23 protein-coding genes, 1 pseudogene and 1 riboswitch are annotated in these 23484 nt (G+C 70.9%); of the genes and pseudogenes, 13 read left to right on the top strand and 11 right to left on the bottom strand.

The window, feature by feature from the left end; genetic code table 11:
- Nucleotides 1-3: 3 nt before the first annotated feature.
- Entirely contained in the window at nt 4-837 is an 834-nt protein-coding gene (locus ACWA7K_RS10535; RefSeq protein ID WP_456210445.1) for an IclR family transcriptional regulator, read from the bottom strand.
- Between the two features lie 128 nt (nt 838-965).
- On the opposite strand from ACWA7K_RS10535, the gene ACWA7K_RS10530 reads away from it, so the two are divergent.
- The 4 genes and pseudogenes from ACWA7K_RS10530 to ACWA7K_RS10515 all read left to right on the top strand — a co-directional run.
- Nucleotides 966-1796, top strand: a complete 831-nt coding sequence (locus ACWA7K_RS10530; protein WP_456168290.1) for a shikimate dehydrogenase family protein — start codon at nt 966-968, stop codon at nt 1794-1796.
- A gap of 12 nt (nt 1797-1808) precedes the next feature.
- On the top strand, nt 1809-2972 hold the full coding sequence (locus ACWA7K_RS10525) for an acyl-CoA dehydrogenase family protein (protein WP_456168288.1): 1164 nt from the start codon (nt 1809-1811) through the stop codon (nt 2970-2972).
- Nucleotides 2956-4578, top strand: a complete 1623-nt coding sequence (locus ACWA7K_RS10520) for an acyl CoA:acetate/3-ketoacid CoA transferase (RefSeq protein WP_456210443.1) — start codon at nt 2956-2958, stop codon at nt 4576-4578. The genes ACWA7K_RS10525 and ACWA7K_RS10520 overlap by 17 nt, the downstream gene beginning before the upstream one ends.
- Before the next feature lie 28 nt (nt 4579-4606).
- Nucleotides 4607-5104, top strand: a pseudogene (locus ACWA7K_RS10515) (NIPSNAP family protein); the annotation flags it as partial.
- A 145-nt stretch (nt 5105-5249) separates the two neighbouring features.
- Here ACWA7K_RS10515 and ACWA7K_RS10510 read toward each other — a convergent pair.
- From ACWA7K_RS10510 to aroE, 5 genes are all read right to left on the bottom strand, one after another.
- On the bottom strand, nt 5250-6905 hold the full coding sequence (locus ACWA7K_RS10510; protein WP_456168282.1) for a thiamine phosphate synthase: 1656 nt from the start codon (nt 6903-6905) through the stop codon (nt 5250-5252).
- A gap of 40 nt (nt 6906-6945) precedes the next feature.
- Nucleotides 6946-7752 carry a thiazole synthase gene (locus ACWA7K_RS10505; protein WP_456168280.1) on the bottom strand — a complete coding sequence of 269 codons (807 nt, stop codon included), beginning with the start codon at nt 7750-7752 and terminating at the stop codon, nt 6946-6948.
- A gap of 22 nt (nt 7753-7774) precedes the next feature.
- Nucleotides 7775-8023, bottom strand: a complete 249-nt coding sequence (thiS, locus tag ACWA7K_RS10500) for a sulfur carrier protein ThiS (RefSeq protein WP_456168278.1) — start codon at nt 8021-8023, stop codon at nt 7775-7777.
- Complete coding sequence (locus ACWA7K_RS10495; RefSeq protein WP_456168276.1) at nt 8010-9251, bottom strand: FAD-dependent oxidoreductase; 1242 nt, start codon at nt 9249-9251, stop codon at nt 8010-8012. The genes thiS and ACWA7K_RS10495 overlap by 14 nt, the downstream gene beginning before the upstream one ends.
- A 73-nt stretch (nt 9252-9324) precedes the next feature.
- Nucleotides 9325-9462: riboswitch (TPP riboswitch) on the bottom strand.
- A 47-nt stretch (nt 9463-9509) separates the two neighbouring features.
- Nucleotides 9510-10343: a shikimate dehydrogenase gene (aroE, locus tag ACWA7K_RS10490; protein ID WP_456168274.1), complete on the bottom strand. Its 834-nt coding sequence runs from the start codon at nt 10341-10343 to the stop codon at nt 9510-9512.
- Between the two features lie 105 nt (nt 10344-10448).
- Here aroE and ACWA7K_RS10485 point away from each other — a divergent pair, with 105 nt between their 5' ends.
- Nucleotides 10449-11084: a hypothetical protein gene (locus tag ACWA7K_RS10485; protein ID WP_456168272.1), complete on the top strand. Its 636-nt coding sequence runs from the start codon at nt 10449-10451 to the stop codon at nt 11082-11084.
- Between the two features lie 312 nt (nt 11085-11396).
- Here the strand turns inward: ACWA7K_RS10485 and ACWA7K_RS10480 are convergent, their stop codons facing one another.
- Both ACWA7K_RS10480 and paaY read right to left on the bottom strand, forming a co-directional pair.
- Nucleotides 11397-12353, bottom strand: coding sequence for an IS110 family RNA-guided transposase (locus ACWA7K_RS10480; RefSeq protein WP_456168270.1), 957 nt, complete (start codon nt 12351-12353; stop codon nt 11397-11399).
- Between the two features lie 577 nt (nt 12354-12930).
- Entirely contained in the window at nt 12931-13539 is a 609-nt protein-coding gene (gene paaY / locus ACWA7K_RS10475) for a phenylacetic acid degradation protein PaaY (RefSeq protein ID WP_456168268.1), read from the bottom strand.
- 158 nt (nt 13540-13697) lie between these two features.
- Here paaY and ACWA7K_RS10470 point away from each other — a divergent pair, with 158 nt between their 5' ends.
- The 8 genes from ACWA7K_RS10470 to ACWA7K_RS10435 all read left to right on the top strand — a co-directional run bounded on the left by ACWA7K_RS10470 (nt 13698) and on the right by ACWA7K_RS10435 (nt 21565).
- Nucleotides 13698-14552: an enoyl-CoA hydratase-related protein gene (locus ACWA7K_RS10470; protein WP_456168266.1), complete on the top strand. Its 855-nt coding sequence runs from the start codon at nt 13698-13700 to the stop codon at nt 14550-14552.
- On the top strand, nt 14553-15005 hold the full coding sequence (paaI, locus tag ACWA7K_RS10465; RefSeq protein ID WP_456168264.1) for a hydroxyphenylacetyl-CoA thioesterase PaaI: 453 nt from the start codon (nt 14553-14555) through the stop codon (nt 15003-15005).
- Between the two features lie 33 nt (nt 15006-15038).
- Complete coding sequence (gene paaK, locus ACWA7K_RS10460; protein ID WP_456168262.1) at nt 15039-16349, top strand: phenylacetate--CoA ligase PaaK; 1311 nt, start codon at nt 15039-15041, stop codon at nt 16347-16349.
- 8 nt (nt 16350-16357) lie between these two features.
- A complete protein-coding gene (locus ACWA7K_RS10455) occupies nt 16358-16975 on the top strand; it encodes a TetR/AcrR family transcriptional regulator (protein WP_456168260.1) in 618 nt (205 codons plus the stop codon).
- Nucleotides 16976-17047: 72 nt separating this feature from the next.
- On the top strand, nt 17048-18205 hold the full coding sequence (locus ACWA7K_RS10450; protein ID WP_456168258.1) for an ABC transporter substrate-binding protein: 1158 nt from the start codon (nt 17048-17050) through the stop codon (nt 18203-18205).
- Nucleotides 18206-18237: 32 nt separating this feature from the next.
- Nucleotides 18238-19101 carry an alpha/beta hydrolase gene (locus ACWA7K_RS10445; RefSeq protein ID WP_456168256.1) on the top strand — a complete coding sequence of 288 codons (864 nt, stop codon included), beginning with the start codon at nt 18238-18240 and terminating at the stop codon, nt 19099-19101.
- A gap of 38 nt (nt 19102-19139) precedes the next feature.
- A complete protein-coding gene (gene kynU / locus ACWA7K_RS10440; protein WP_456168766.1) occupies nt 19140-20420 on the top strand; it encodes a kynureninase in 1281 nt (426 codons plus the stop codon).
- Between the two features lie 86 nt (nt 20421-20506).
- A complete protein-coding gene (locus tag ACWA7K_RS10435) occupies nt 20507-21565 on the top strand; it encodes an aldo/keto reductase (RefSeq protein ID WP_456168254.1) in 1059 nt (352 codons plus the stop codon).
- On the opposite strand, the gene plsY is transcribed toward ACWA7K_RS10435, so the two are convergent.
- The 3 genes from plsY to ACWA7K_RS10420 are packed head-to-tail and all read right to left on the bottom strand — an operon-like array spanning nt 21559 to nt 23439.
- A complete protein-coding gene (gene plsY / locus ACWA7K_RS10430; RefSeq protein WP_456168252.1) occupies nt 21559-22254 on the bottom strand; it encodes a glycerol-3-phosphate 1-O-acyltransferase PlsY in 696 nt (231 codons plus the stop codon). The genes ACWA7K_RS10435 and plsY overlap by 7 nt on opposite strands.
- A 47-nt stretch (nt 22255-22301) precedes the next feature.
- Nucleotides 22302-22760: an aminoacyl-tRNA deacylase gene (locus ACWA7K_RS10425; protein WP_456168764.1), complete on the bottom strand. Its 459-nt coding sequence runs from the start codon at nt 22758-22760 to the stop codon at nt 22302-22304.
- A 49-nt stretch (nt 22761-22809) separates the two neighbouring features.
- Nucleotides 22810-23439 carry an L-threonylcarbamoyladenylate synthase gene (locus ACWA7K_RS10420; RefSeq protein WP_456168250.1) on the bottom strand — a complete coding sequence of 210 codons (630 nt, stop codon included), beginning with the start codon at nt 23437-23439 and terminating at the stop codon, nt 22810-22812.
- Between the last annotated feature and the right edge of the window lie 45 nt (nt 23440-23484).

Raw genomic sequence — 23484 nt, 5'->3', positions numbered from 1 at the left:
CAATCAGGTCGACGCGGATGACGATGCCGGTGCGTTCGTCGGTGCGTTCGTCGGTGTATTCGTCGGTGCGTACGCCCGGTTGAACAGCGGCGACGCCGTGCTGATCGCCGCCAGGTCCTGCGCGGCGGCGAGCAGGTCGGGCACCCATTGGGTCATCTTGGCCTCGGTCAGCCGCACCGCCGGGCCGGACATCGCCAGCACGCCGACCGCCCCCTTGCCGGCCGGCACCAGCGCTGTCGACATCGCGTTCAGTCCGGGCGCATAGGTCTCGCAGGTCATCGCATAACCCTGCTTGCGGGCTTGCCGCACCAGCTTCAGGACCTGCTGCATCGACGTCGGCGCGTTCGGCCCGTAGGCCGGCGGCAGGCCCAGGCCCTGACGGCTGACCAGCGCGATGGCGTCGTCCTCGGGCAGCGTCGACAGCCAGGCCAGGCCCGACGAGGTGCAGGACAGCCGCACGTCGATGCCCTGGTCCGGGTCGTAGCGCAGCCCCGAGCGCGTGCCCTGCGACAGCGACACCCAGGTGATGTGGTCGACGTCGACGACACCCAGCCGCACCAGCTCGCCGCTGGCCTCGGCCAGCCGGTCGAGGATGGGCTGGCACAGGTCGATCGCGCCGGAGGCCTTCAGGTAGTTCATGCCCATCGACACCAGCTTGGTCGTCAGCATGTAGTCGCCGCGCTCGCGCGACTGGCGCACCCAGCCCAACTCGGTCAGCTCCATCAGCAGCCGGTGGGCGGCGCTGCGCGGGATGTCGAGTTCATCGGCCAGGGTGGCGAGCGGCACGCCCTGGACCTCGGTGGCCAGGCGTTCCAGGATCGCCAGGGTTCGTTGCATCACGCCGGACATGTGGGCTCCGTCATCAGGATTTCGTTGTGAAGTGGAATGCTATTCCACAATTGAACCTCAGTCCAATATACTGCCACGACCGACCCGACGACCGACCCAGCGATCGACCCGACCCCATGGCCTCGAACCCGGACCCCTTCCTGTCGCGCTACAGCGGCGCGACCCGCGTGATCTACATCGTCGGCGACCCGATCGCGCAGGTGAAGTCGCCGTCGGGCGTGACCGCGCTGATGCGCGAACGCGGCGCCGACGCGGTCTGCGTGCCGGCCCATGTCGCGCCGCAGGACCTGGCCGGCTGGAGCGCCGCGATCCGTCTGCAGCGCAACGTCGACGGGATCATCGTGACGGTGCCGCACAAGTTCGCGGCGCTGCCCTTGTGTGACGATCTGACCCCGCGCGCCCGCTCGATCGGTGCCGTGAACATCATGCGTCGCCATGCACCCACCGGCGGCTGGTTCGGCGACATGTGCGATGGCGACGGGCATGTCGCGGGCATGAAGGCCGCCGGTGCGGTGCTGACGGGTCGGCGCGCGCTGCTGGTCGGTGCCGGTGGGGCAGGTTCGGCGATTGCGCATGCGCTGGTCGACGCGGGTGTCGCGGCGCTGGACCTGCATGAGGCCGATGCGGCCCGTCGCGAGGCGCTGGCCGACAAGCTGCGGCGCTACGCGGCCGGCCGCGCCGCGCCGCTTGCACTGGGCATCGGCAGTGCCGACCCGACCGGCTACGACCTCGTCACCCACGCCACGCCGATGGGCATGAAGGCCGATGACCCGCTGCCCATCGATGTTTCGCGCCTGGCCGCGTCGACCTTCGTCAGCGATGTCGTCACGCAGCCGGCGCTGCCGCCGCTGATCGAGGCTGCCCGCGCACGTGGCTGCGCCACGTTGACCGGCATCGGCATGTTCGAGGCGGTGCGCGACCGCATCGTCGACTTCTACCTGGACTGAACGCAGACCCCCATGGACTTCGCCCTCAACGACGAACAGAAGATGATGATCGACACCGTGCGTCGATTCATCCACGAGGAACTCCAGCCGCTGGAGCAGCGCATCGAGGACGACGGCGAGCTCGACCACGACAGCGCAAAGGCGGTGTTCGAGAAGTCGCGCAGCCTCGGCCTCTACGCGCTGAACATGCCCGCCGAACTGGGCGGCGGCGGGCTGTCGACGCTGGACCGCATCCTGTGCGAGGAGCAGTTCGGCCACACCAGCGACATCCTGATCCGGCGCGCCTTCGGCAATGTCTACGAGCCCTTGCTCGAATGTCGCGGCGAACAGGTCGAGCGCTGGCTGAAGCCGGCGATCGAGGGCCGGCGCACCTGCGCCATCGCGATCACCGAGCCGGGCGCCGGCTCCGATGCCCAGGGCATCCGCACGACGGCGCGCCGCAATGCCGATGGGCACTGGGTTCTCGACGGTGGCAAGCACTTCATCAGCGACGGCCTGTGGAGCGACTTCTTCCTGGTCTCGGCCCGCACCGGCGAGCGCGAGATCAGCATGTTCATGGTCGACAAGGGCCTGCCGGGTTTCACGATCGGCAAGGACCAGAAGATGATGGGCCTGCGCGGCACGCCGCACGTCGAGCTGTTCTTCGACCAGGTCGTGCTGGAGCCGCTGGCGCTGCTGGGCGCCGAAGGCCAGGGCTTCAAGCTCGCGATGGGCGCGCTGAACGTGGTGCGGCTGGCGCAGGTCGGCGCCCGTGCGGTCGGCAAGGCCAGCCACGTGCTGGAGCAGATGAGCGCCTATGCGCAGGACCGCAAGCAGTTCGGCACGCGCATCGCCGACTTCCAGATGATCCAGCAGCTGCTGGCCGACAGCGTCATCGACATCAACGCCGCGCGGCTGATGGTCTGGCAGGCGGCCTGGATGATCGACAACGGCATCGATGCACGCGACCACATCGCGATGGTCAAGGTACATGCAGCCGAGATGCTCGGCCGTGTGGTCGACCGCGCCGTGCAGGTCTTCGGCGGCATGGGCTTCTGCAAGGAGCTGCCGATCGAGCGCTACTACCGCGATGCCCGCATCTACCGCATCTTCGACGGCACCTCGGAGATCCACCGCACCGTCATCGCGCGCAGCCTGGGCAAGAAGGGCGCGGCGCTGCATGACGTCCACCGCTGAGGCTCACGCGATGAGCCCGCACGACAAGTTCATGAGCGCCGACGCTGCAGCGGCGCTGATCCCCGATGGCGCGACCGTCGCGCTGATGGGTGGTGGCGGCGGCCTGATGGAGGCGACCTGCGTCTTCCAGGCGATCGAGCGCCGCTTCCTGTCGACCGGCGCGCCGCGCGGCCTGACGGCGGTGCATGCGCTGGGCATCGGCGACAAGGCCACGCGCGGCATGAACTGCTTCGCGCATGAAGGGCTGGTGCGCAAGGTGATCGGCGGCCACTGGGTCTGGTCACCGCGCATGCAGCAGCTCGCACGCGACAACCGCATCGAGGCCTACATCCTGCCGGGCGGCGTGTCGTCGCAGCTGTTCCGTGCGATCGGTGCGGGCCAGCCGGGGCTGATCACGCACGTCGGCCTGGGCACCGTCTGCGATCCGCGCCACGGCGGCGGGCGCATGAACGAGGCCGCCCGCGACGAGCTGGCCGAGGTCATCACGCTCGATGGCCGCGAGTACCTGCGCTACAAGCCCTACCGCGTCGACGTCGCGATCGTGCGGGCCTCGGCCGCCGACGAGGACGGCCACATCAGCTTCGAGCACGAGGCCGCCAACCTCGACGCCCAGGCCATCGCGCTGGCGGCGCGCAACAGCGGCGGGCGCGTCATCGTGCAGGTCCGCGAACGCCTGCCGCGTGGCGCGCTGAAGGCCCGCGAGGTGCGCATCCCGGCGTCATGGGTCGATGCCATCGTGGTCGACCCGGAACAGCGCACCAGCTACGACATCCCGTTCGACGCCAGCCTGTCGGGCGAGCTGACCGGCGCGGCACGCGCGGCGGCGGTCGCCGAGGTCCTGCCCGACGAGCCCTTCAGCGAACGCCTGGCGGTGGCCCGCCGTGCCGCCTGCGAGCTGGTCGACGGCGCGGTCGTCAACTACGGCGTGGGCGTGCCCGATGCGGTCGCCAAGCTGGTGGTGCGGCGCGGTGAACTCGGCCGCATCCACCAGACCATCGAACACGGCACCTATGGCGGCAGCCTGCTCGACGGCGTGCTGTTCGGCTACGCCCGCAACGCCAGCGCGATGCTGGATGCCCCGACGCAGTTCGACTTTTACGGCGGTGGCGGCTTGCAGCTGGCCTTCCTGGGATTCGGCGAGTTCGATGCGCTGGGCAACGTCAACGTCTCCAAGCTCGGCGGTCTGGCGGTCGGTCCGGGCGGCTTCATCGACATCGCCCAGAACGCCCGCAAGGTCGTGTTCTGTGGCACCTTCGCGGCCAAGGGCGTGCAGCTCGCGACCGGCGACGGCCAGATGCGCGTGGTCCGCCAGGGCCAGGTTCGCAAGCTGGTCCGCGCGGTCGAGCAGATCACCTTCAGCGGCCCGCAGGCGCTGCAACGCGGACAGACCGCGCTGTACCTGACCGAACGCGCCAGCTTCCGGCTGGTCGACGGTGGCGTCGAGCTGTTCGAGATCGCACCGGGCATCGACCTGCAGCGCGACGTGCTCGACCAGATGGACTTCACGCCCCGCATCGCCGCCGACCTCGCGGTCATGCCGGCGTCGCACTTCCTGCAGCACGACGACGGCCACGGTTCGCTGGCCTCCCGGGCGGCCCTGGCCTGAATTCACCCTTGTTGATCGGACTTCCCTCATGTCGACGCCCACCGTCATCCACGAACTGACCACGCTGGAGATCAAGGTCTTCAGCAACGCATCCGTCTACGCCGCGCTGGAAAAGGCCTTGCCCGAGGCCGGCGGGACGCTGCTGGGCGCTTTCGCGTCCGACATCGGCGAGCTGAGCCGCGTGCTGGTGCTGCGCGCCTTCGACGACGCCAACGCGCTGATGGCCGCGCGCCAGAAGCTGCTGCTGTCGAGCGATCCGCTCGGCTGCGCCGAATGGCTGCTGTCGCTGCGCTCCGAGAGCTACGCGCTGTTCCCGTTCCTGCCGCAGCCACAGGCCGGCGCGCAGGGTCGCTGGTACGAGTTCCGCACCTACGGGCTGCGCCAGGGCCTGATGGGCCAGACCATCGAGGCCTGGCGCGAGGCCGTGCCGGCGCGCCACGCGATGTCGCCGCTGGTCGGTGCCTTCACCGCGCTGGACGGCGAGCAGCCGCGTTTCCTCAACATCTGGGCCTACGACAGCCTGGAGCAGCGCTCGCAGGTGCGCGCCGATGCCGTCAAGCAAGGCGTCTGGCCAGCCCAAGGGCGGCCCGGCGTCGCTGACCAAGATGACCTCCTGGGTCTGCACGCCGACGCCGTTCTCGCCGATGAAATGAGCCGTCGGGGCGCCGACGCTACAGCGCGCCCCGGCAGTTCGGCACGCCGCAGCGACAGGTCAGGCGGCCCTCGTGGTGCGTCTCGCCGTAGTCGGCCACCAGTTCCTCGCCGGCCGCGATGGCGCGCATCGCGTAGATCTCGACCCGGCCGCCGCGGATGCGCAGCACCGTGTTGGGCTGGCAGGAGTGGTTGGTGTAGCGCAGCGGGTCGGTCGACTGCGTCGCGTCGATCGCGCGCTTGTCGCTGATCTCGACCATCATGATCCGCGCCTGCCCCTTCACGCGCTGACGCGCCTCGCGCACGCTGATCGATTCGCCGCGGATCTCGCCGATCTTCTTGTAGGCGGGGATGTCCTCGCCGGCGAAGGCGCCGGTGCCGTCGATCGCACTGGGCCGGTTCTCGACCTTGTACTTGTTCGGATCGGCCGGCATGCCCTTGCGGCGCGGCGTGGCGACGGGTTCGAACGGGCCGGGCAGGCTCGGGTGCGGCCAGCCCGGCGCCTCGGTGCGGGACTGGGCCTCGCGCCGGCCGGCCTGCCAGGCGTCCTGCCAGGCCGACCACTGCGCCAGGCCCTCGTCGCTGAGCGCGCGCACCAGGCAGGCGACCGGCGCACCGGTGGCCGCCGCCGAGCGCAGCTGCGCGGGGCTCAGGATGCCGCCGATGGCGACCACCGGCACGCCCGCGACCGCCGTCCACCAGGCCAGGTTGTCCAGCCCTTGCGGGCGCCACGGCATCGCCTTGGTCAAGGTCGGCCAGACGGGCCCGCAGGCGATCACCGCCGGGCCCATCGCACGGGCACGGGCGAGTTCCCACAGGCTGTGCGAGCTGAGCCCCAGGGCGACCGGCCGCTGCGGATCGGCGTGCAGCAGCGCCCGCAAGGCGGCGCGGCCGTCGCGGCCCAGCGCGGCCAGGTCTTCCTGACCGAGGTGGACGCCGATGCGCACGGCCCGGCGGCGCGGATCACCCTGCCACAGCGCGATCAGCTGGCCGGCGACCCGCCAGTGGTCGTTGATGACCAGCACGATCGCATCCGCCGCCCGGTGCGCCAGCAGCGCATCGGCGGCCACCGTGGCCTGCGCCCGCACATGGGCCTCGAACGCGGCATCGTCCAGATGGGCATGGGCCTCGCGCTTGATGCGCAGCTGCAGCGCGCAGAGGTCGTCGCTGGCCTGCGCCAGGATCGGCTCGACCCGCGCGGCGTCATCGGCCAGCGCATACAGGCCGGGGCCGAAGGGCGGAGCGGCGCGCGGCGCGGGCGGCTCGACATCGTCGGCGCCATCGAGCATCGGCAGGTTCGCCGGGTCCTGCAGGAAGCCTTGCAACGCGGCACCGGAAGCGGCGGCCTGCAAGGCCATCGCGGCGATCACGGCGGCATCGGCCTCGACGAAGCCGCGTGCCAGGCCGCAGGCATGGGCCGTCGCGATGAGGCGGCGCGTAGCATCGTCAACGTGGACGGGCGCCGGCAGCCACAGCCGGCCTTGCGCGTGCGGCGTGTTCAATCGCAGGTAACGCCCATCGTCGGACAAGGCGGGCGGCGCGGTCGGGCGGCCGTTGATCTGCGGCGTGTCGATCGCCGTGTCGTCCACGACCTCGATGTCGCAGGCACGGGCCAGCTCGGCCACACGGGGGTCGTCGCACCAGGACGTCGGCAGGTGCAGGGCAGGGTGGCTCATCGACTGAGCCTGCGGTCGGGACGGTGCCAAGGTCATGCCCTCAACCGATCAGGAAAGGCCGGCCGCCGACCGGCGTGCTGGCCACCGCCATGTCCTGCGGCGCCATCACGCCGGACTCGCGTGCCAGCCGGCCGGCGCGGACGGCCTGACCGAAGGCGGCGGCCATGCGCACCGGGTCGCCGGCCTGCGAGACGGCCGAGTTCAGCAGCACCGCATCGAAGCCCAGTTCCAGCGCCTGCGCCGCATGCGACGGCGCGCCGATGCCGGCGTCGACGATCAGCACCGTGTCGGGCAGGCGTTCGCGCAAGGTGCGCAGCGCCCACGGGTTCAGCAGGCCCTGGCCCGAGCCGATCGGCGCGCCCCAGGGCATCAGCACCTGGCAGCCGGCGTCAAGCAGGCGCTGGCAGGTCACCAGGTCGTCGGTGCAATAGGGGAAGACGTCGAAGCCGTCGCGGACCAGCGTGGTGGCCGCTTCCACGGTGCCCCAGGGGTCGGGCTGCAGCGTGTGTTCGTCGCCGACGACCTCCAGCTTCAGCCAGGTCGTGCCGTACAGCTCGCGCGCCATGTGGGCCAGCGTGATCGCCTCGTCGGCCGTGCGGCAGCCGGCGGTGTTGGGCAACAGCCGCGCGCCCTGTTCGACCAGCGCACGCCGGATCGCCGCGATGTGGCCGTTGTCGCCGCCGGCCGCCAGCGTGCGCTTCAGCCCGACGGTGACGACCTGCGTGCCGCTGGCCGCGATGGCGTCGTGCAGCACCTGCGGCGACGGGTAGCCGGCGGTGCCCAGCAGCAGCCGGCTGTCGAGCGTGACGCCGTAGGCGGTCCACGGCTGGGACGGGATCCTGTTCATGTCGTGTCCTTCGATGTGCGGTTCAGCCACCGACGATGGCCTGGAACAGCGTGACGGCATCGCCGTCCTGCAGCGGGTGGCTCAGGCGCTGAGCCCGTGCGACGAACTGGCCGTTGACGGCCGTGGCGTAACGCTCGGGCGCCAGCGCCGCACTGGCCGGGTGTTGCGCCAGCAGCTCGGCCAGCGTGGTGCCGGCCGGTGCGCTCAGGCTCAGGCCGTCGAGCGTCAGGTTCAGGGTCGGGGTCACGGTCACGGTCTCAGGCGTGTTCATCGGATGTTCCATCGATCAGCGTGTCCATCGCGGCGCCCAGACCGACGCGCCGCAGGCCGTCCTGCAGCAGCGCTGGCGCGATCAGCCAGCCATGCCGGAACAGGCCGTTGATGCGCAGCAGGCCGTCGTGTGCGTCGATGCGCGGTTCGTGGTCGGGCAGGGCGGGGCGCAGGTTGGTCTCCAGGTGGACGATGCGGGCCTCGGCCAGCGCCGGCAGCACGCTGTGCGCGGCGGCCATCAGCTCGACGGCGCTGCGCAGGCTGGCGGGCGAGCGGTCCTCGCTCTCGATCTCGCTGGCGCCGATGACGACGCGCTCGCCCGGTCGCGGCACGATGTAGACGCGGTGGCGCGGGTGCAGCAGCCGCAGCGGGCGGTCCAGCCGCAGGCCGGGCGCATGCAGCCAGACCAGCTCGCCACGCACGCCGCGCAGGTCCTGCAGCCGCGCGTGCGGGTCCAGGCGTGCACCCAGGCCGCGCAGGTCCAGCGCCAGGTCGCAGCGATGCACGCGGCCATCGGCATGGCGCAGCAGGCCGGGCTCGACCTGGTCGACCGACTGGCCCCAATGCCAGGTGATGTCGATGACGCCGATGTCGGGCGCGGCCAGCGCCGCCAGCATCATGGCCGGCACCAGCTGGCCCTCGTCGGGCAGCAGCCAGGCGCGCAGCGCGGGGTCGATGGCGGGTTCGAGCGCCCGCAGGCTGGCGCGGTCCAGCGGCCGTGGCTGCGGCCCGTCGGTGCGCGCACCGGCACCGGCGCGCACGCGGCTCAGCACCCGTTCGGCCGCGCCCAGGTCGCTGCCATGGGCCAGCAGCAGGCTGCCGGCGCGGCGCAGGCCGATCGGGCCGAAGGTGTCGGCGGGCACGGGCGTCGGCTCGTCCTGCAGGCCCAGCGTGAGGCCGCTGTGGCGCGCCTGTGCGGCGGCGTCGCGGGCAGCGGGGTGATCGGCCAGACGGTCGGCGACGGCCTGCCACAGGTCCAGCGAACGCCAGCCCAGCGCGGCCACCTCGGGCCCGGCGTTGTCCAGCTCAGCCAGCGGGCTCAACATGCCGGCCGCCGTCTGGCCGGCCGCGCCCCGGCCGTCGTGGCGGGCACCGGGGCCGGGCGCAGGGTCGAACACCTCGACCGCATGACCGGCCCGCGCCAAGGCCCACGCAGCCAGACGGCCGAGCACGCCGGCACCGGCGATGCCGATGCGGCGTGGGGATTCGGTCGACGGGGCGGGGGTCATCGGGCGGGTCCTTCGCAAGCGTGTGGGGCTCCGAAGGTCGCCCGTGAAGGTCACCGGGTGGTGGACCTCTCGGGTGCGTGCGCTTCGCTCTTCTTCCGCCGGTACGAACCGGATCAAGTACAGCGGGTTCGGCCTGTTCGGCCATCTCAGCGCCCGGATCGGCAGGCCTCGCAGGACCTGGCTCGAACCGGGGGCACCCCGGAGCGACGCGGATTGTGGTGGGCGTCGCGGCGGGGCGTCAAGACGGCCGGTGCAGCCTCAGCTGGCGTCGACCTCGGCGCGCAGCGCGGCCAGGATGCCGTCGGTCGACGGGCGTTTGCCGCGCCAGAACCGGAACGCCTCGGCGGCCTGCTCGACCAGCATGCCCAGGCCGTCGCGGGTGACGGCGCCGTGTTCGCGCGCCCAGGCCAGGAAGGGCCGGGCGGCCGGGCCGTACATCATGTCCAGCACCAGGCAGCCGGGGCGCAGGGTCTCGGCCGGCACGGGGCTGCCGGCACCGGCCAGGCTGGCCGACGTCGCGTTGACGACCACGTCATGGCCGACTCCGGCTTCGTCCAGGCCGCCGGCCCGCAATGCCACGCCGTGCTGGCGCGCCAGTGCGGCATGGCGGGCGACCGCTTCCTCGGCCTTGGCAACGGTGCGGTTGACCATCACCAGCTCGGCGACGCCGGCCTCGATCAGCGGCCCGAGCGCGCCCAGCCCGGCGCCGCCGGCACCGATCAGCAGCACACGCGCACCGCGCAGCGCCACGCCGGCATTGACGGTGATGTCGTGGACCAGCCCGGCGCCATCGGTGTTGTCGCCCGACCAGCCGTCGGCGTCGAAGCGCAGCGTGTTGACCGCATGCGCCAGCTCGGCGCGCGGCGTGCGGTGGACCGCCGCCTGCCAGGCCTCGAGCTTGTAGGGCACGGTGATGTTGCAGCCCTTGCCGCCGGCGGCCGCGAAGGCGCGCACCTGCGTGGCGAACTCGCCGGGGCTGATCTCGAGCCGGTCGTACTGCACCGGCTCGCCGGTCTCGGCGGCGAAGCGGCTGTGGATGGCCGGCGAGCGGCTGTGCTTGACCGGGAATCCGGCGATGACGTAGCGGTCCATCGTGTGCGTCTGCGGAGCGTGAGTTCAGGTGTGGAGGTGTATCCGGTGGTTCCAGCGCGGGGTCCGGAGCCGTCTGCCGGGCCTCCAAGGCGACAGAATCGCCGCATGAAGAACCCGACCGACCTCGATTGTCGCGGAGCCGCCGACCCGGCCCGCCGTACCCACCTGCTGCGCGCCCTCGCCTGGGCCGGCTCGGCCCCGCTGCTGGCCCTGGGCGGCTGCGCCAGCGCAGGGGCGCAAGGCCTGTCGGGCCTCCAGCGCGAATGGAACCTCAGCCAGACCGACCTGCTGAACGCCGTCGCGCCACGTTTCCCGCTGACCCGCCGCGTCGGCGAGATCTTCGACCTGCACCTGCTGCGCCCGAAGCTCAAGCTGCGCCCGTCGGACAACAAGCTCGTCTTCGGCTGCGACGTCGGCGTCGACGAGACCCTGTTCACCCGCCGCACCTTCGACGGCAACCTGACCTTCTCGACCGGCCTGCGCTACCAGGCCAGCGACGGCACCGTGCGCCTCGACGCCGTGCGCGGCGAGACCTTCAGCATCGCCGGCCTGCCCGGCCGCATCGCCGAAGCCGTCGAACGCGTCGGCCCGCGCGTGGTGGAAGACGTGCTGCAGGACCACGAGGTCCACCGCTTCGACGACCGCCTGCGCGAGGGCATCAAGCTGCTGGGCCTGCAGCCGGGTGACTTCAAGGTGACGGATGCGGGGATGCGGATGAGGCTGGTGCCGATTCCGTTGTGATCGGGGCGTGGGTGGGGAACCCCTCACCCTCGGTCCCTCTCCCGCAAGGGGAGAGGGAGGACGCGGTTGGAAGGGTGTCGCGCTGAAGAGGCGTCGTGTCGTCTTGAGTGGCTCATCGAATGAGCCACTGCCAAGAATACCGATCAACACGTGGCAAGACTCCCTCTCCCCTTGCGGGAGAGGGTAGGGTGAGGGGTTCATTCCTCGTCGCCCTCCGGCGACGCATTTGCTGTTCGGCGGGCTGGCGCGTCGGGCAGGAGACCCCTCACCCTCGGTCCCTCTCCCGCAAGGGGAGAGCAACCGTCTTGAAGGTCAAGTGTCATGAAGCATCGGCACCCAGCGGGAACGCTGTTTGGCGATCGCGTTGAGCACGCCCAGCAGCTTGCGCATGGCCGCGACCAGAGCGACCTTCTTGCGCTTGCCGTTGGCCAGCAGGCGTTCGTAGAACACGCGGAAGACGGCGCAGTGGCGGACGGCGACGAGGGTGGCCATGTAGAGCGTGCGGCGCACTTCGGCGCGTCCGCCCCAGATGGCACGCTGGCCGCGCATCTGGCCGGAGTCGCGGTTCAGGGGTGCCACGCCCACCAGCGCGGCCGCGCGACGTCGGTCGAGCTGACCCAGTTCGGGTAGCTCCGCGAGCAACACCGCGACGCTCGCCGCGCCGATGCCCGGCACGCTCGTGAGCGCAGCAGCCAGCTCGGCGTGGTGGCGTTGGACATGGCTGGCCACATCCGCATCGCTGTCGCCCAGTTCCCGCTTGAGGAACTCGATGACGCGTTCGATGCTGGGCCGCGCGGCCACGTGCGCCAGCCGCATGCGCTGGCGCTCGGAGGTCAGCATCTGCACGAGCTGGCGCCGTCGCAGCACCAGCGCCTGCAGGCGCTGCAACTCCGCATCGGCCAGCGGCTTGATGAAGCGCTCGCGATCCGGACGCTGGTGCAAGGTGCGGGCGAACAAGGCCAGCATGCGCGCGTCCAGCGCGTCGGTCTTGGCCAGTGCGCCCATCGCACGCGCGAAGTCGCGGGCCGTGCGCGGATTGACCACCGCCACGGCCAGGCCGCCGGCCTGCAGCGAACAAGCGGCCTCGAACTCGTAGCCGCCGGTGGCCTCCAGCACCACCAGTTCAGGGCGCAAGGCCGTCAACTGCTGGACCAGCTGCTCGATACCAGCGCCGTCATTGCTGACCTGCCAGGTCCTGGATTCGGCCGTGCTGGCCACTTCGAGGGTCTGGCTCGATACATCGATTCCCACAAACACAGAGTCGGACACGTCCTCTCACTCCCATCCTTGTCTATGCGAACTGCATGTTCCAACAACCGTTCGGGCTGCGGAGAAGGACGGTCCGGCTCGGGTGTGCCCAGTGCTCTCCCACGGGCTTCACTTCAGGGCCCTGAGGGATGTCGGGATCCCGGGCCGGTCCGAGGCTCAAAGATACAAGGGAGGACGCGGTTGGAAGGGTGTCGCACTGAAGAGGCGTCGTGTCGTCTTGAGTGGCTCGTCGAATGAGCCACTGCCAAGAACACCGATCAACACGGGGCAAGACTCCCTCTCCCATTGCGGGAGAGGGTAGGGTGAGGGGTTCACTCCTCGTCGCCCTCCGGCGACGCATTTGCTGTTCGGCGGGCTGGCGCGTCGGGCAGGAGACCCCTCACCCTCGGTCCCTCTCCCGCAAGGGGAGAGGGAGGACGCGGTTGGAAGGGTGTCGCGCTGAAGAGGCGTCGTGTCGTCTTGAGTGGCTCATCAAATGAGCCACCGCCAACAAAACCGATCACACGGGGCAAGACTCCCTCTCCCCTTGCGGGAGAGGGTAGGGTGAGGGGTCTCGTGCCCTACCACCACCCCCATATCAGCCACCCTCCCGCTTCGTCGCCACCAGCGGCTTGACGTCCGGTGCCGGCATGCGCGCCCGGTCGGGTTCGACGGCGTCCAGCGGCTCGCATTCGACCAGGCTGGCCAGGCAGCGGCGGGTCAGGTCCTGGTAGACGCCGGTGCCTTCGCGCTTCCAGGCGATCTCGGTGGCGGTCAGCTCGCGCACGACCTTGGCGGGCAGGCCGGCGACCAGCGAGCGCGGCGGGAGTTTCAGGCCGGCGCGGACGAAGGCGCAGGCGGCGACGATGGTCTGTTCGCCGACCTCGGCCTCGTCCATCACGACCGCGTTCATGCCGACCAGCGCGTCGCGCTGGACGACGCAGCCGTGCAGCACGGCGCCGTGGCCGATGTGGCCGTTTTCCTCGACCACCGTGTCGCTGCCGGGGAAGCCGTGCATCACGCAGGTGTCCTGCACGTTGGCGCCGCGCTCGATGACGATGCGGCCGAAGTCGCCGCGCAGGCTGGCCAGCGGGCCGATGTAGGCGCCGGGGCCGACGATGACGTCGCCGATCAGCACGGCGGTCGGGTGGACATGGGCGGTCGGGTCGACCACCGGGCGGATGCCGTCGAGGGCGTAGCAGGGCATGGGCGTGTCTCCGTGGGCGGCGTCGCGTGGACGCGGGCTTGATCTGCGTCGACCGCGGCTCTGCGGGTTCACCCCGAGGCCGCTGACCTTGTTGTGGATCAAGGCGGAGGCTACGATTTACCTACCGGTCGGTCAAGAATGTTTCGGAGACAGAGTCCTTGTCGAATCCCCAGCCCAATCCCCAGCCCAACCCCCCGTCCAGCGCCCTCGTCCTGGTCAGCCAGGACGGCGCCGTCCGCACCCTGACGCTGAACCGCCCGCAGGCGCTGAACAGCTTCACCACGGCGATGCACGGCGAGCTGCTGGCGGCGCTGGAAGCCGCCGCGGCCGATGCCGGCGTGCGCTGCGTCGTCATCACCGGTGCGGGGCGTGGCTTCTGTGCCGGGCAGGACCTGTCGGATCCGGCCGTCGCGCCGGTGATGGTCGACGGCCAGCTCGCGCCGAGCGCGTTGCAGCCCGACATCGGTGACCTGATCGAGGCGACCTACCGCCCGCTGGCGCTGCGCATCCGCTCGATGCCGGTGCCGGTCGTCGCGGCGGTCAATGGCGTGGCGGCCGGAGCCGGCGCCAACCTGGCGCTGGGTTGCGACCTGACGGTGGCGGCGCGCTCGGCCAGCTTCATCCAGGCCTTTGCCAAGATCGCGCTGGTGCCCGATTGCGGCGGCACCTGGCTGCTGCCGCGCCTGACCACGCGTCAGCGTGCGCTGGGTCTGGCGATGCTGGGCGACAAGCTGAGCGCGCAGCAGGCGGCCGACTGGGGGCTGGTCTGGCAATGTGTCGACGACGCCGAGTTCGCCGCGACCGTGGCCGCGCTGGCGCAGCGTCTGGCGGCGATGCCGGTCAAGGCGCTGGTCGAGACCCGCGCCGCGATCGATGCCGGCGCGGCATCCGACCTGCCCACCGCGCTGGACCACGAGGCGCAGCTGCAGCGCCGGCTCGGCCGCGCGGCCGACTACGCCGAGGGCGTCGCCGCCTTCTTCGCCAAGCGCGCACCGACCTTCACGGAACGCTGAATGACGTCTACCTCGATGACCCCGCAACAGACCGCCGAACACGTGCGCGACGGCATGTATGCCAACGACCGCGCCGCGCAGCACCTGGGCCTGGCGATCACCGCGATCGGCCCGGACAGCGCGACGGTCGAGATGACCGTGCGCCCCGACATGCTCAACGGCTTCGCGATCTGCCACGGCGGCATCGTCGCGACGCTGGCCGACACCGCCTTCGCCTATGCCTGCAATGCCGGCAACGAGGCCACGGTGGCGTCGGGTTTCTCGATCGACATCGTTGCGCCGTCGCATGAAGGCGACCGCCTGATCGCCCGCGCCCGGCAGGTCCAGCGCGCCGGCCGCACGGGCGTCTACGACATCGAGGTGCGCAACCAGAAGGACGCGTTGATCGCGGTCTTTCGCGGCAAGTCCTATGCGATGAAGGGCCGCCAGACCGTGCCGGTCCAGGCTGCCTGATCCACGCCCTTTCGTATTCCAGGAGTCAACACCATGCCCGTCAAGCAACCCGCCCCCGGCGAGCTCGAAGCGATCGAGACCGCCAGCCGCGACGAGCTTCAGGCCCTGCAGCTGCAGCGCCTGAAGTGGACGCTGCAGCATGCCTACGACAACGTGCCGCACTACCGCCAGGCCTTCGATGCCAAGGGCGTGCATCCGTCGGACCTGACCTCGCTGGCGGACCTGTCGAAGTTCCCGTTCACCGGCAAGGCCACGCTGCGCGACCACTACCCGTTCGGCCTGTTCGCGGTGCCGCGCGAGCAGGTGGTGCGCGTGCATGCCTCGTCGGGCACGACCGGCAAGCCGACCGTGGTGGGCTACACCAAGCAGGACATCGACACCTGGGCCGACCTGGTGGCGCGCTCGATCCGCGCGGCCGGTGGCCGGGCCGGCGACATCGTCCACGTGGCCTATGGCTACGGCCTGTTCACCGGCGGCCTGGGCGCGCACTACGGCGCCGAGCGGCTGGGCTGCACCGTCATCCCGATGTCGGGTGGCCAGACCGAGAAGCAGGTCCAGCTGATCACCGACTTCAGGCCCGACATCATCATGGTGACGCCGAGCTACATGCAGGTGATCGTCGAGGAGATGCGGCGCCAGGGCCAGGACCCGGCGGCCAGCTCGATCAAGGTCGGCATCTTCGGCGCCGAGCCCTGGACCGAGGCGATGCGCCGCGAGATCGAGACCGCTGCCGGGCTCGATGCCGTCGACATCTACGGCCTGTCCGAGGTGATGGGCCCGGGCGTGGCCAGCGAGTGCATCGAGTCCAAGGACGGCCCGGTGATCTGGGAAGACCACTTCTACCCGGAGATCATCGACCCCGAGACCGGCGAGGTCCTGCCCGACGGCAGTGAAGGCGAGCTGGTGTTCACGACGCTGACCAAGCAGGCGCTGCCGGTCATCCGCTACCGCACCCGCGACCTGACGCGGCTGCTGCCGCCGACCTCGCGCAGCATGCGCCGCATCGGCAAGATCGTCGGCCGCAGCGACGACATGCTGATCATCCGCGGCGTCAACGTCTTCCCGACCCAGATCGAGGAGATCGTGCTGCAGCACGGCCAGCTGGCCGGGCAGTACCAGCTGATCGTGACCCGCGACGGCCACCTCGACGAGCTGGAAGTGCGCTGCGAACGGCTGCCCGGCACGGCCGGTGTGGTGTCGCAGGAAGCGGCCAGCTGGCTGCAGCACCGCATCAAGACGCTGGTGGGCGTGACCGCCCGCGTGGTGGTCGGCGAGCCCGACAGCATCGAGCGCACGCTGGTGGGCAAGGCCCGCCGCGTGGTCGACAAGCGCCCGCGCGGCTGAGCCTCGACATGCCACGCGGCCGCTCCGCCACCTATGCCGATCAGCACGAGGCGATCCTCGCGCATGCGGCCGAGCTGTTCGCCGCGCGCGGCTACCCCGGCACGTCGATGAACGAGGTCGCCACCGCCTGCGGCCTGACCAAGCCGGCGCTCTACCACTACGTGCGCGACAAGGAAGCGCTGCTGCTGCAGATCTGCCAGCAGCACATCGCCCGGCTGCAGGCGCTGGTCGCCAGCGTGCAGGCCCAGGGGCTTGTCGGCGAGGCGCTGCTGCGTGCGCTGATCCTGGCCTTCGTGCGGGCCTATGCCGATGCCCAGGGCGAACACCGCGTGCTGACCGAGGACGTGCGTTTCCTCGGCGACGCCGAACGCGCGGTGGTGCTCGAAGGCCAGCGCCAGGTCGTCGCGGCCTTCGCCGATGCGGTCGCGCAGGTCCGGCCGGCGCTGGCGGCGGCGTCGCTGCACAAGCCGCTGACGATGCTGCTGTTCGGCATGATCAACTGGATGTTCACCTGGCTGCAGCCCGACGGCCCGCTGACGCACGACGACATGGCCCCGGTCGTGGCCGACCTGTTCGTCGGCGGCCTGCAGGCGCTGCAGCCGCAGCCCCATGCTACGCGGGCCTGAGCCGCGTCGCCCGTTCTTCGACCTGTTCCGCCACCCACCGCCCCTTCCCCGATCCCCCAAGGAGACACGACGATGATGATCCGACGCACCCTGCTTGCCACCGCCACGCTGGCGGTCCTCGGTCTGGCCACTGCCGCCGCGCAGGCCCAGATCAAGGTCGGCGTGACCGTCTCGGCCACCGGCCCGGCCGCCTCGCTGGGCATCCCCGAGAAGAACACGATCGCGCTGATGCCGACCAAGATCGGCGGCAAGACGGTCGAGTACATCGTGCTGGACGATGCCTCCGACACGACCAAGGCCGTGGCCAACACGCGCCGCCTGATCACCGAGGACAAGGTCGACATCGTGCTGGGTTCGACCACCACGCCGAACTCGCTGGCGATGATCGACGCGGTCGCCGAGGCCAAGGTGCCGATGATCTCGATGGCCGCCTCGGCCCGCATCGTCGAGCCGATGGACGACAAGAAGCGCTGGGTCTTCAAGACGCCGCAGAACGACATCATGATGTCGCTGGCGATCGCCACGCACATGGCCGACAACGGCGTGCGCAAGGTCGGCTTCATCGGCTTTGCCGATGCCTACGGCGAAGGCTGGTTCAACGAGTTCAGCAAGGCCGCCGCGCTCAAGGGCATCCAGATCGTCGCCAACGAGCGTTATGCCCGCAACGACACGTCGGTGACGGCGCAGGTGCTCAAGCTGCAGGCCGCCAACCCGGACGCGGTGCTGATCGCCGGCTCGGGCACGCCCGCCGCGCTGCCGGCCAAGACGCTGAAGGAGCGTGGCTACAACGGCAAGCAGTACCAGACCCACGGCGTGGCCAACAACGACTTCCTGCGCGTCGGCGGCAAGGACGTCGACGGCACCATCCTGCCGAGCGGCCCGGTGCTGGTGGCCGATCAGCTGCCCGCCAACCACCCGGTGCGCAAGAGCGCGCAGGCCTATGTCGCGGCCTACGAGGCGGCCAACGGCAAGGGCAGCGTCAGCACCTTCGGCGCCCATGCCTGGGACGCCGGCGCGCTGATGGCGGCGGCGGTCCCGGCCGCGCTGAAGAAGGCCCAGCCCGGCACGGCCGAGTTCCGCGCCGCGCTGCGCGACGCGCTCGAACAGGTCAAGGACCTGCCCGGCGCGCACGGCATCTTCAACATGTCGCCCGGTGACCACCTGGGCCTCGACCAGCGCGCCCGCGTGATGGTCAAGATCGAGAACGGCGCCTGGAAGTACGTGCCCTGACCGGACGGGTCCACGAGCCGGACGCGACCGCCATGCCGACGCTGCACGGGGCCTTCGAGAGCCAGGCCCAGATCGACGCCCAGTACAACCCGTCGCTGCAGGTGGCCGATCCGGCCGCCGAGATGCGGCACTACGTCGAACGCAGCGCGCAGGCGCGGGCGGCGCTGGCTCATCGGCTGAGCCAGCCCTACGGCCCGACGCGGGCCGAGACGCTGGACATCTTCCCGGCCGACCGGCCCGGCGCGCCGGTGTTCGTCTTCGTGCATGGCGGCTACTGGCGGGCGCTGTCGGCCGGCGACTTCAGCTGCGTCGCGCTCGGCCCGCAGCGGCGCGGCTTTGCCACGGTGGTCGTCAACTACGCGCTCTGCCCATGGGTGACGATCGACGAGATCGTGCGCCAGGTGCGTGCGGCGCTGGCCTGGACCTGGCACCACGCCGACAGCTTCAACGGTGACCGCGAGCGCATCGTGCTGGCGGGGCATTCGGCCGGTGGTCACCTGGGCGCGATGGCGCTGCAGACCGACTGGGCCGGCGACTACGGCCTGCCGGTCGACCCGCTGCGCGGCGCCTGGCTGGTCAGCGGGCTCTATGACCTGCAGCCGCTGCGCTGGAGCTACCTGCAGCCGGTCATCCAGCTCGATGACCGCACCATCGCGCGGCAGTCGCCGGTGCGCTCGGTGCGGCCCTGCGCGACGCCGCTGCGGCTGGTCTGGGGCGGCCTGGAAAGCGCCGAGTTCGCGCGCCAGTCGACCGACTACGCCGCGCTGTGGCGCGCGGCCGGCAACCGGGTCGAGGCCGATGCATTGCCCGGCCTGCATCACTTCTCGGCCATCCACGCCTTCGAGGATGCCGACAGCGCGGCCTGCCATTGGCTGGCCGAACACGCCAGCGGCTGAGCGCCCGATCGACGGAGCCTGCGATGAACACGATGAACCTGGCCAGCCGCGATGACGCGCTGGCGCTCGACGCGGCCGATCCGCTGGCGCCGCTGCGGGCGCAGTTCACCTTGCCGCCGGGGGTCTACCTGGACGGCAACTCGCTCGGCCAGCTGCCCTCGGCCACGCCGGCCCGGCTGGCTCAGGTGGTGAGCCAGGAGTGGGGCGTCGACCTGATCCAGAGCTGGAACAAGGCCGGCTGGATCGGCCTTCCCGGGCAGGTCGGCAACAAGATCGCGCGCTTGATCGGCGCGGCGCCGGGCCAGGTGCTGGCGGCCGACTCGACCTCGATCAACCTCTACAAGGTGCTGGCGGTCGCGCTGCAGCTGGCCTTGCGCGACGAGGCCGGCGTGCCGTCGACGCGGCGCCGGATCGTCTCGGAGCGCGACAACTTCCCGACCGATCTCTACATCGCCGAGAGCCTGGCGCGCCAGCTCGGCTTCGAGCTGGTGCTGGCCGAGGCCGACGAGCTCGCCGGGCTGCTCGACGAGCGGGTCGCCGTGCTGATGCTGACCCAGGTCCACTACCGCACCGGCCGGCTGCACGACATGGCCGCCGTGACCGCGCAGGCCCATGCGGCCGGTGCGCGGGTGCTGTGGGACCTGGCGCACAGTGCCGGCGCCTTGCCGGTCGACCTGCTGGGCGCCGATGCCGACTTCGCGGTCGGCTGCGGCTACAAGTTCCTCAACGGCGGGCCGGGTGCGCCGGCCTTCCTGTGGCTGCACCCGCGCCATCTGCAGCGGCTGGACGACGAGGGCATCTGGCAGCCGCTGTCGGGCTGGCTGGGCCATGCCGCGCCGTTCGCCTTCACGCCCGACTACCGGCCGGCGCCGGGCATCGGCCGCTTCATCTGCGGCACGCCGTCGCCGCTGGCGCTGGCCGCGCTCGAATGTGGCGTCGACACCGTGCTGGCGGCCGAGCCGGTCGGCGGCATGGCCGCGCTGCGGCGCAAGTCGCTGGCGCTGGCCGACCTGTTCATCGCCCGGGTCGAGTCGCGCTGCGCCGGTCATGGCCTGTCGCTGGTGACGCCGCGCGACCCCGCGCTGCGCGGCAGCCAGGTCAGCCTGCGGCGTGACGAGGGCGCCTACGCCATCGTGCAGGCGCTGATCGCACGCGGCGTGGTCGGCGACTACCGCGAGCCCGGCATCCTGCGTTTCGGCTTCACGCCGCTGATGCTGCGCTTCGTCGACGTCTGGGACGCGGTCGAGCAGCTGGTCCGCGTGCTCGAGTCGGGCGAGTGGCGCGAGGACCGCTTCCAGCGTCGCGCGGCGGTGACCTGACGCCCGCTGCGTGGCGTCGCGGCAGACCTTCGGGGCTTGCGGCAAACTCGCCGCCGTCGCTTGTCTACCCCATAGAAGGACTCCGCATGAACCTCGTCACCCTGGGCCGCAGCGAGCTGCGCGTCACCCCCATCTGCCTCGGCACCATGACCTTCGGCGAGCAGGTCGGCGAGGACCTGGCGCACCGCATCCTGGACCGCTCGTTCGAGCGCGGCATCAACTTCATCGACACCGCCGAGATGTACGCGGTGCCGCCGCGCCGCGAGACCTACGGCGCGACCGAATCGATCATCGGCAACTGGCTGGCCGCACGGCCGGGCCTGCGCGAGAAGCTGGTCATCGCCACCAAGGTGGCCGGCCCGTCGCGCGGCATGGACTGGATCCGCAATGGCAGCGCGGACCTGACGGCCGACGACATCGTGCAGGCCTGCGAGGCCAGCCTGCGGCGGCTGCGCACCGACGTCATCGACCTCTACCAGATCCACTGGCCGGTCCGCAACGTGCCGATGTTCGGCGCGCTGTACTTCGACCCGGCACGCGACCGGCCGGGCAGCTCGGTGGAGGTGCAGCTCGAAGCGATGCAGCGCCTGGTGCAGGCCGGCAAGGTCCGTGCGATCGGCCTGAGCAACGAGACGCCGTGGGGCGTGTCCGAGTTCGTCAAGGTCGCCGAGCGGGCCGGCCTGCCGCGTATCGCGACGGTGCAGAACCCGTACGGCCTGATCAACCGCGTGGTCGACAACGGCCTGGACGAGGTGTTGTGGCGCGAGCAGGTCTCGCTGCTGCCCTATTCACCGCTGGCCTTCGGCCTGCTGACCGGCAAGTACGACGACCTGGGTCTGGACGACCCGGCCAAGCCCGGCCGCCTGGCGATCTTCGACAGCATGAAGAAGCAGCGCTGGGGCCGCATCGAGGCGCTCGATGCCGCGCGCCGCTACAACGCGCTGGCGCGGGCCAACGGCCTGACCCCGACGCAGCTGGCGCTGGCCTTCTGCTACCACCGCTGGAACGTGGCCAGCACCATCATCGGCGTGACCTCGGTGGCGCAGCTCGACGAGGACCTGGACGCCTGGGACGTGAAGCTCGATGCGGCTGTGCTGGCCGAGATCGACGCGATCCGCTGGACCTTCCGCGACCCGGGTCAGTGACCCTTGCGGCGGCCCTTGCCGCCCTTTGAATGGCCTTTGTCATGGGCCTTGGCCGCTGCCGGCGCAGCGGCCGGGCCCGACTTCTGGCCCAGCTTGCTCTCGGTGCCGGCCAGCAGCTTGGCGATGTTGGCCTGGTGACGCCAGACCAGCAGACCGCTCATCGCCGCGATCGCCAGCGTCGCGCTGGACGGGCCCCAGACGACGACGTGAACGATCGGTGCGGCCACCGACGCCACCAGCGCGGCGAGTGACGAGTAGCGCGTCGTGAAGGCCACCAGCAGCCAGATGCCCAGCACCGCCAGGCCCAGGCCGGCATGCAGGCCCAGCAGCACGCCGGCTGCCGTCGCCACGCCCTTGCCGCCCTGGAAGCGGAAGAACACCGGCCACAGGTGACCCAGGAAGGCCGCCAGGCCGACCAGCGCGGCGGTGTTGTCGCGCAGGTTCCAGGGCTCGCCGAACTGCAGCACCAGCACGACCGGGATCAGGCCCTTCAGCAGGTCGAAGACCAGCGTCAGCACGGCCGCCTTCTTGTTGCCCGAGCGCAGCACGTTGGTCGCGCCGGGGTTGCCCGAGCCGTAGCTGCGCGGGTCGTTCAGGCCCATCACGCGGCTGACGATGACAGCGAAGGAGAGCGAGCCGATCAGGTAGGCCGCGACGGTCACGGCAAGGGTGAGCAGGACGGTGTTCATGGGGCGGGATGTCTCGTTCTTGTGGGGTCGTGGGAAAGGAGCGGGGTTCAGGACGCCGACGACGGGTTGATCGCCTCGACCGGCCGGGCGTCCAGCAGCTCGGTCAGCACCTGCGGGGCGATGCCCACCAGGTAGCCGCGCCGACCGCCGTTGATGTAGATGGCGGGCAGCTGCAGGATGCCGGCCTCGACGTGGACGGGGATCGGCTTGCGCAGGCCGAACGGGCTGGTGCCGCCGACCTGGTAGCCGCTGTGGCGCTGGGCCACCTCGGGCGTGCAGGGCTCGACCTTCTTGGCACCGATCTGGCGGGCCAGGTTCTTGGTGCTGACCTGCCGGTCGCCATGCATCAGCACGATCAGCGGGCGGGCGTCCTGGTCCTGCATGACCAGCGTCTTGACGACCGCGTGTTCATCGACGCCCAGCTGGCGGGCCGACTCGGCCGTGCCGCCGCGATCGACGTAGTCGTAAGGGTGTTCGGTGAAGTTGATGCCGGCTTTCCGCAGCATTTGCGTGGCCGGCGTCTCGCTGACGTGGGTGCCCTTCTTGGCCACGGCCTCAGCCCTCCAGACCGACGGTGGCCAGGTCGCCCCGGCCGGCGCGCACCAGCACCGGGTCGCCGCCGCAGAGGTCGACGACGGTGGTCGGTTCGGCCGGGCAGGGTCCGGCGGCGACGATGACCTGGACCAGGCGCTCGTAGCGTTCGCGGATCTCGTCGCAGTCGTTCAGCGGCTCGTTCTCGCCGGGCGGGATCAGCGTGGTGCCGAGCAGCGGCTGGCCGAGCAGGTCAAGCAGGTCGTGCGTGACGCGGTGATCCGGCACGCGCAGGCCGATGGTGCGGCGCGACGGGTGCGAGACGCGGCGCGGCACTTCCTTGGTCGCTTCCAGCAGGAAGGTGTAGGGCCCGGGCGTGGCGGTCTTGAGCAGGCGGAACTGGCGGTTGTCGACCTTGGCGTAGCTGGCCAGCTCGGACAGGTCGCGGCACAGCAGCGTCAGGTGGTGCTTGTCGTCGACGCCCCGGATGCGCCGCAGGTTGTCGGCAGCGGCCTTGTCGTCGAGGTGGCAGACCAGCGCGTAGCTGGAGTCCGTCGGGATCGCCGCGATGCCACCGGCGGCGATGATGGCGACGGCCTGCTTGAGCAGTCGCGGCTGCGGGTTGTCCGGGTGGACGTCGAAGAACTGGGCCATGGCGCGATTGTCGCGCCGCGCTGCGGCCGGGCGTTGCGCCGGCGC

Source organism: Leptothrix mechoopdaensis (SeqCode), assembly GCF_053893855.1.
The sequence above is the reverse complement of the archived record's forward strand: the minus strand, read 5'-3'. Positions and strand labels throughout refer to the sequence as shown.

What these genes read in the sequence shown, in the direction of transcription:
- ACWA7K_RS10535 (WP_456210445.1), bottom strand. Translation starts at nt 837, where the DNA reads ATGCAACGAACCCTGGCGATCCTGGAACGCCTGGCCACCGAGGTCCAG.
- ACWA7K_RS10530 (WP_456168290.1), top strand. Translation starts at nt 966, where the DNA reads ATGGCCTCGAACCCGGACCCCTTCCTGTCGCGCTACAGCGGCGCGACC.
- ACWA7K_RS10525 (WP_456168288.1), top strand. Translation starts at nt 1,809, where the DNA reads ATGGACTTCGCCCTCAACGACGAACAGAAGATGATGATCGACACCGTG.
- ACWA7K_RS10520 (WP_456210443.1), top strand. Translation starts at nt 2,956, where the DNA reads ATGACGTCCACCGCTGAGGCTCACGCGATGAGCCCGCACGACAAGTTC.
- ACWA7K_RS10510 (WP_456168282.1), bottom strand. Translation starts at nt 6,905, where the DNA reads ATGAGCCACCCTGCCCTGCACCTGCCGACGTCCTGGTGCGACGACCCC.
- ACWA7K_RS10505 (WP_456168280.1), bottom strand. Translation starts at nt 7,752, where the DNA reads ATGAACAGGATCCCGTCCCAGCCGTGGACCGCCTACGGCGTCACGCTC.
- thiS (WP_456168278.1), bottom strand. Translation starts at nt 8,023, where the DNA reads ATGAACACGCCTGAGACCGTGACCGTGACCCCGACCCTGAACCTGACG.
- ACWA7K_RS10495 (WP_456168276.1), bottom strand. Translation starts at nt 9,251, where the DNA reads ATGACCCCCGCCCCGTCGACCGAATCCCCACGCCGCATCGGCATCGCC.
- aroE (WP_456168274.1), bottom strand. Translation starts at nt 10,343, where the DNA reads ATGGACCGCTACGTCATCGCCGGATTCCCGGTCAAGCACAGCCGCTCG.
- ACWA7K_RS10485 (WP_456168272.1), top strand. Translation starts at nt 10,449, where the DNA reads ATGAAGAACCCGACCGACCTCGATTGTCGCGGAGCCGCCGACCCGGCC.
- paaY (WP_456168268.1), bottom strand. Translation starts at nt 13,539, where the DNA reads ATGCCCTGCTACGCCCTCGACGGCATCCGCCCGGTGGTCGACCCGACC.
- paaI (WP_456168264.1), top strand. Translation starts at nt 14,553, where the DNA reads ATGACGTCTACCTCGATGACCCCGCAACAGACCGCCGAACACGTGCGC.
- paaK (WP_456168262.1), top strand. Translation starts at nt 15,039, where the DNA reads ATGCCCGTCAAGCAACCCGCCCCCGGCGAGCTCGAAGCGATCGAGACC.
- ACWA7K_RS10455 (WP_456168260.1), top strand. Translation starts at nt 16,358, where the DNA reads ATGCCACGCGGCCGCTCCGCCACCTATGCCGATCAGCACGAGGCGATC.
- ACWA7K_RS10450 (WP_456168258.1), top strand. Translation starts at nt 17,048, where the DNA reads ATGATGATCCGACGCACCCTGCTTGCCACCGCCACGCTGGCGGTCCTC.
- ACWA7K_RS10445 (WP_456168256.1), top strand. Translation starts at nt 18,238, where the DNA reads ATGCCGACGCTGCACGGGGCCTTCGAGAGCCAGGCCCAGATCGACGCC.
- ACWA7K_RS10435 (WP_456168254.1), top strand. Translation starts at nt 20,507, where the DNA reads ATGAACCTCGTCACCCTGGGCCGCAGCGAGCTGCGCGTCACCCCCATC.
- plsY (WP_456168252.1), bottom strand. Translation starts at nt 22,254, where the DNA reads ATGAACACCGTCCTGCTCACCCTTGCCGTGACCGTCGCGGCCTACCTG.
- ACWA7K_RS10425 (WP_456168764.1), bottom strand. Translation starts at nt 22,760, where the DNA reads ATGCTGCGGAAAGCCGGCATCAACTTCACCGAACACCCTTACGACTAC.
- ACWA7K_RS10420 (WP_456168250.1), bottom strand. Translation starts at nt 23,439, where the DNA reads ATGGCCCAGTTCTTCGACGTCCACCCGGACAACCCGCAGCCGCGACTG.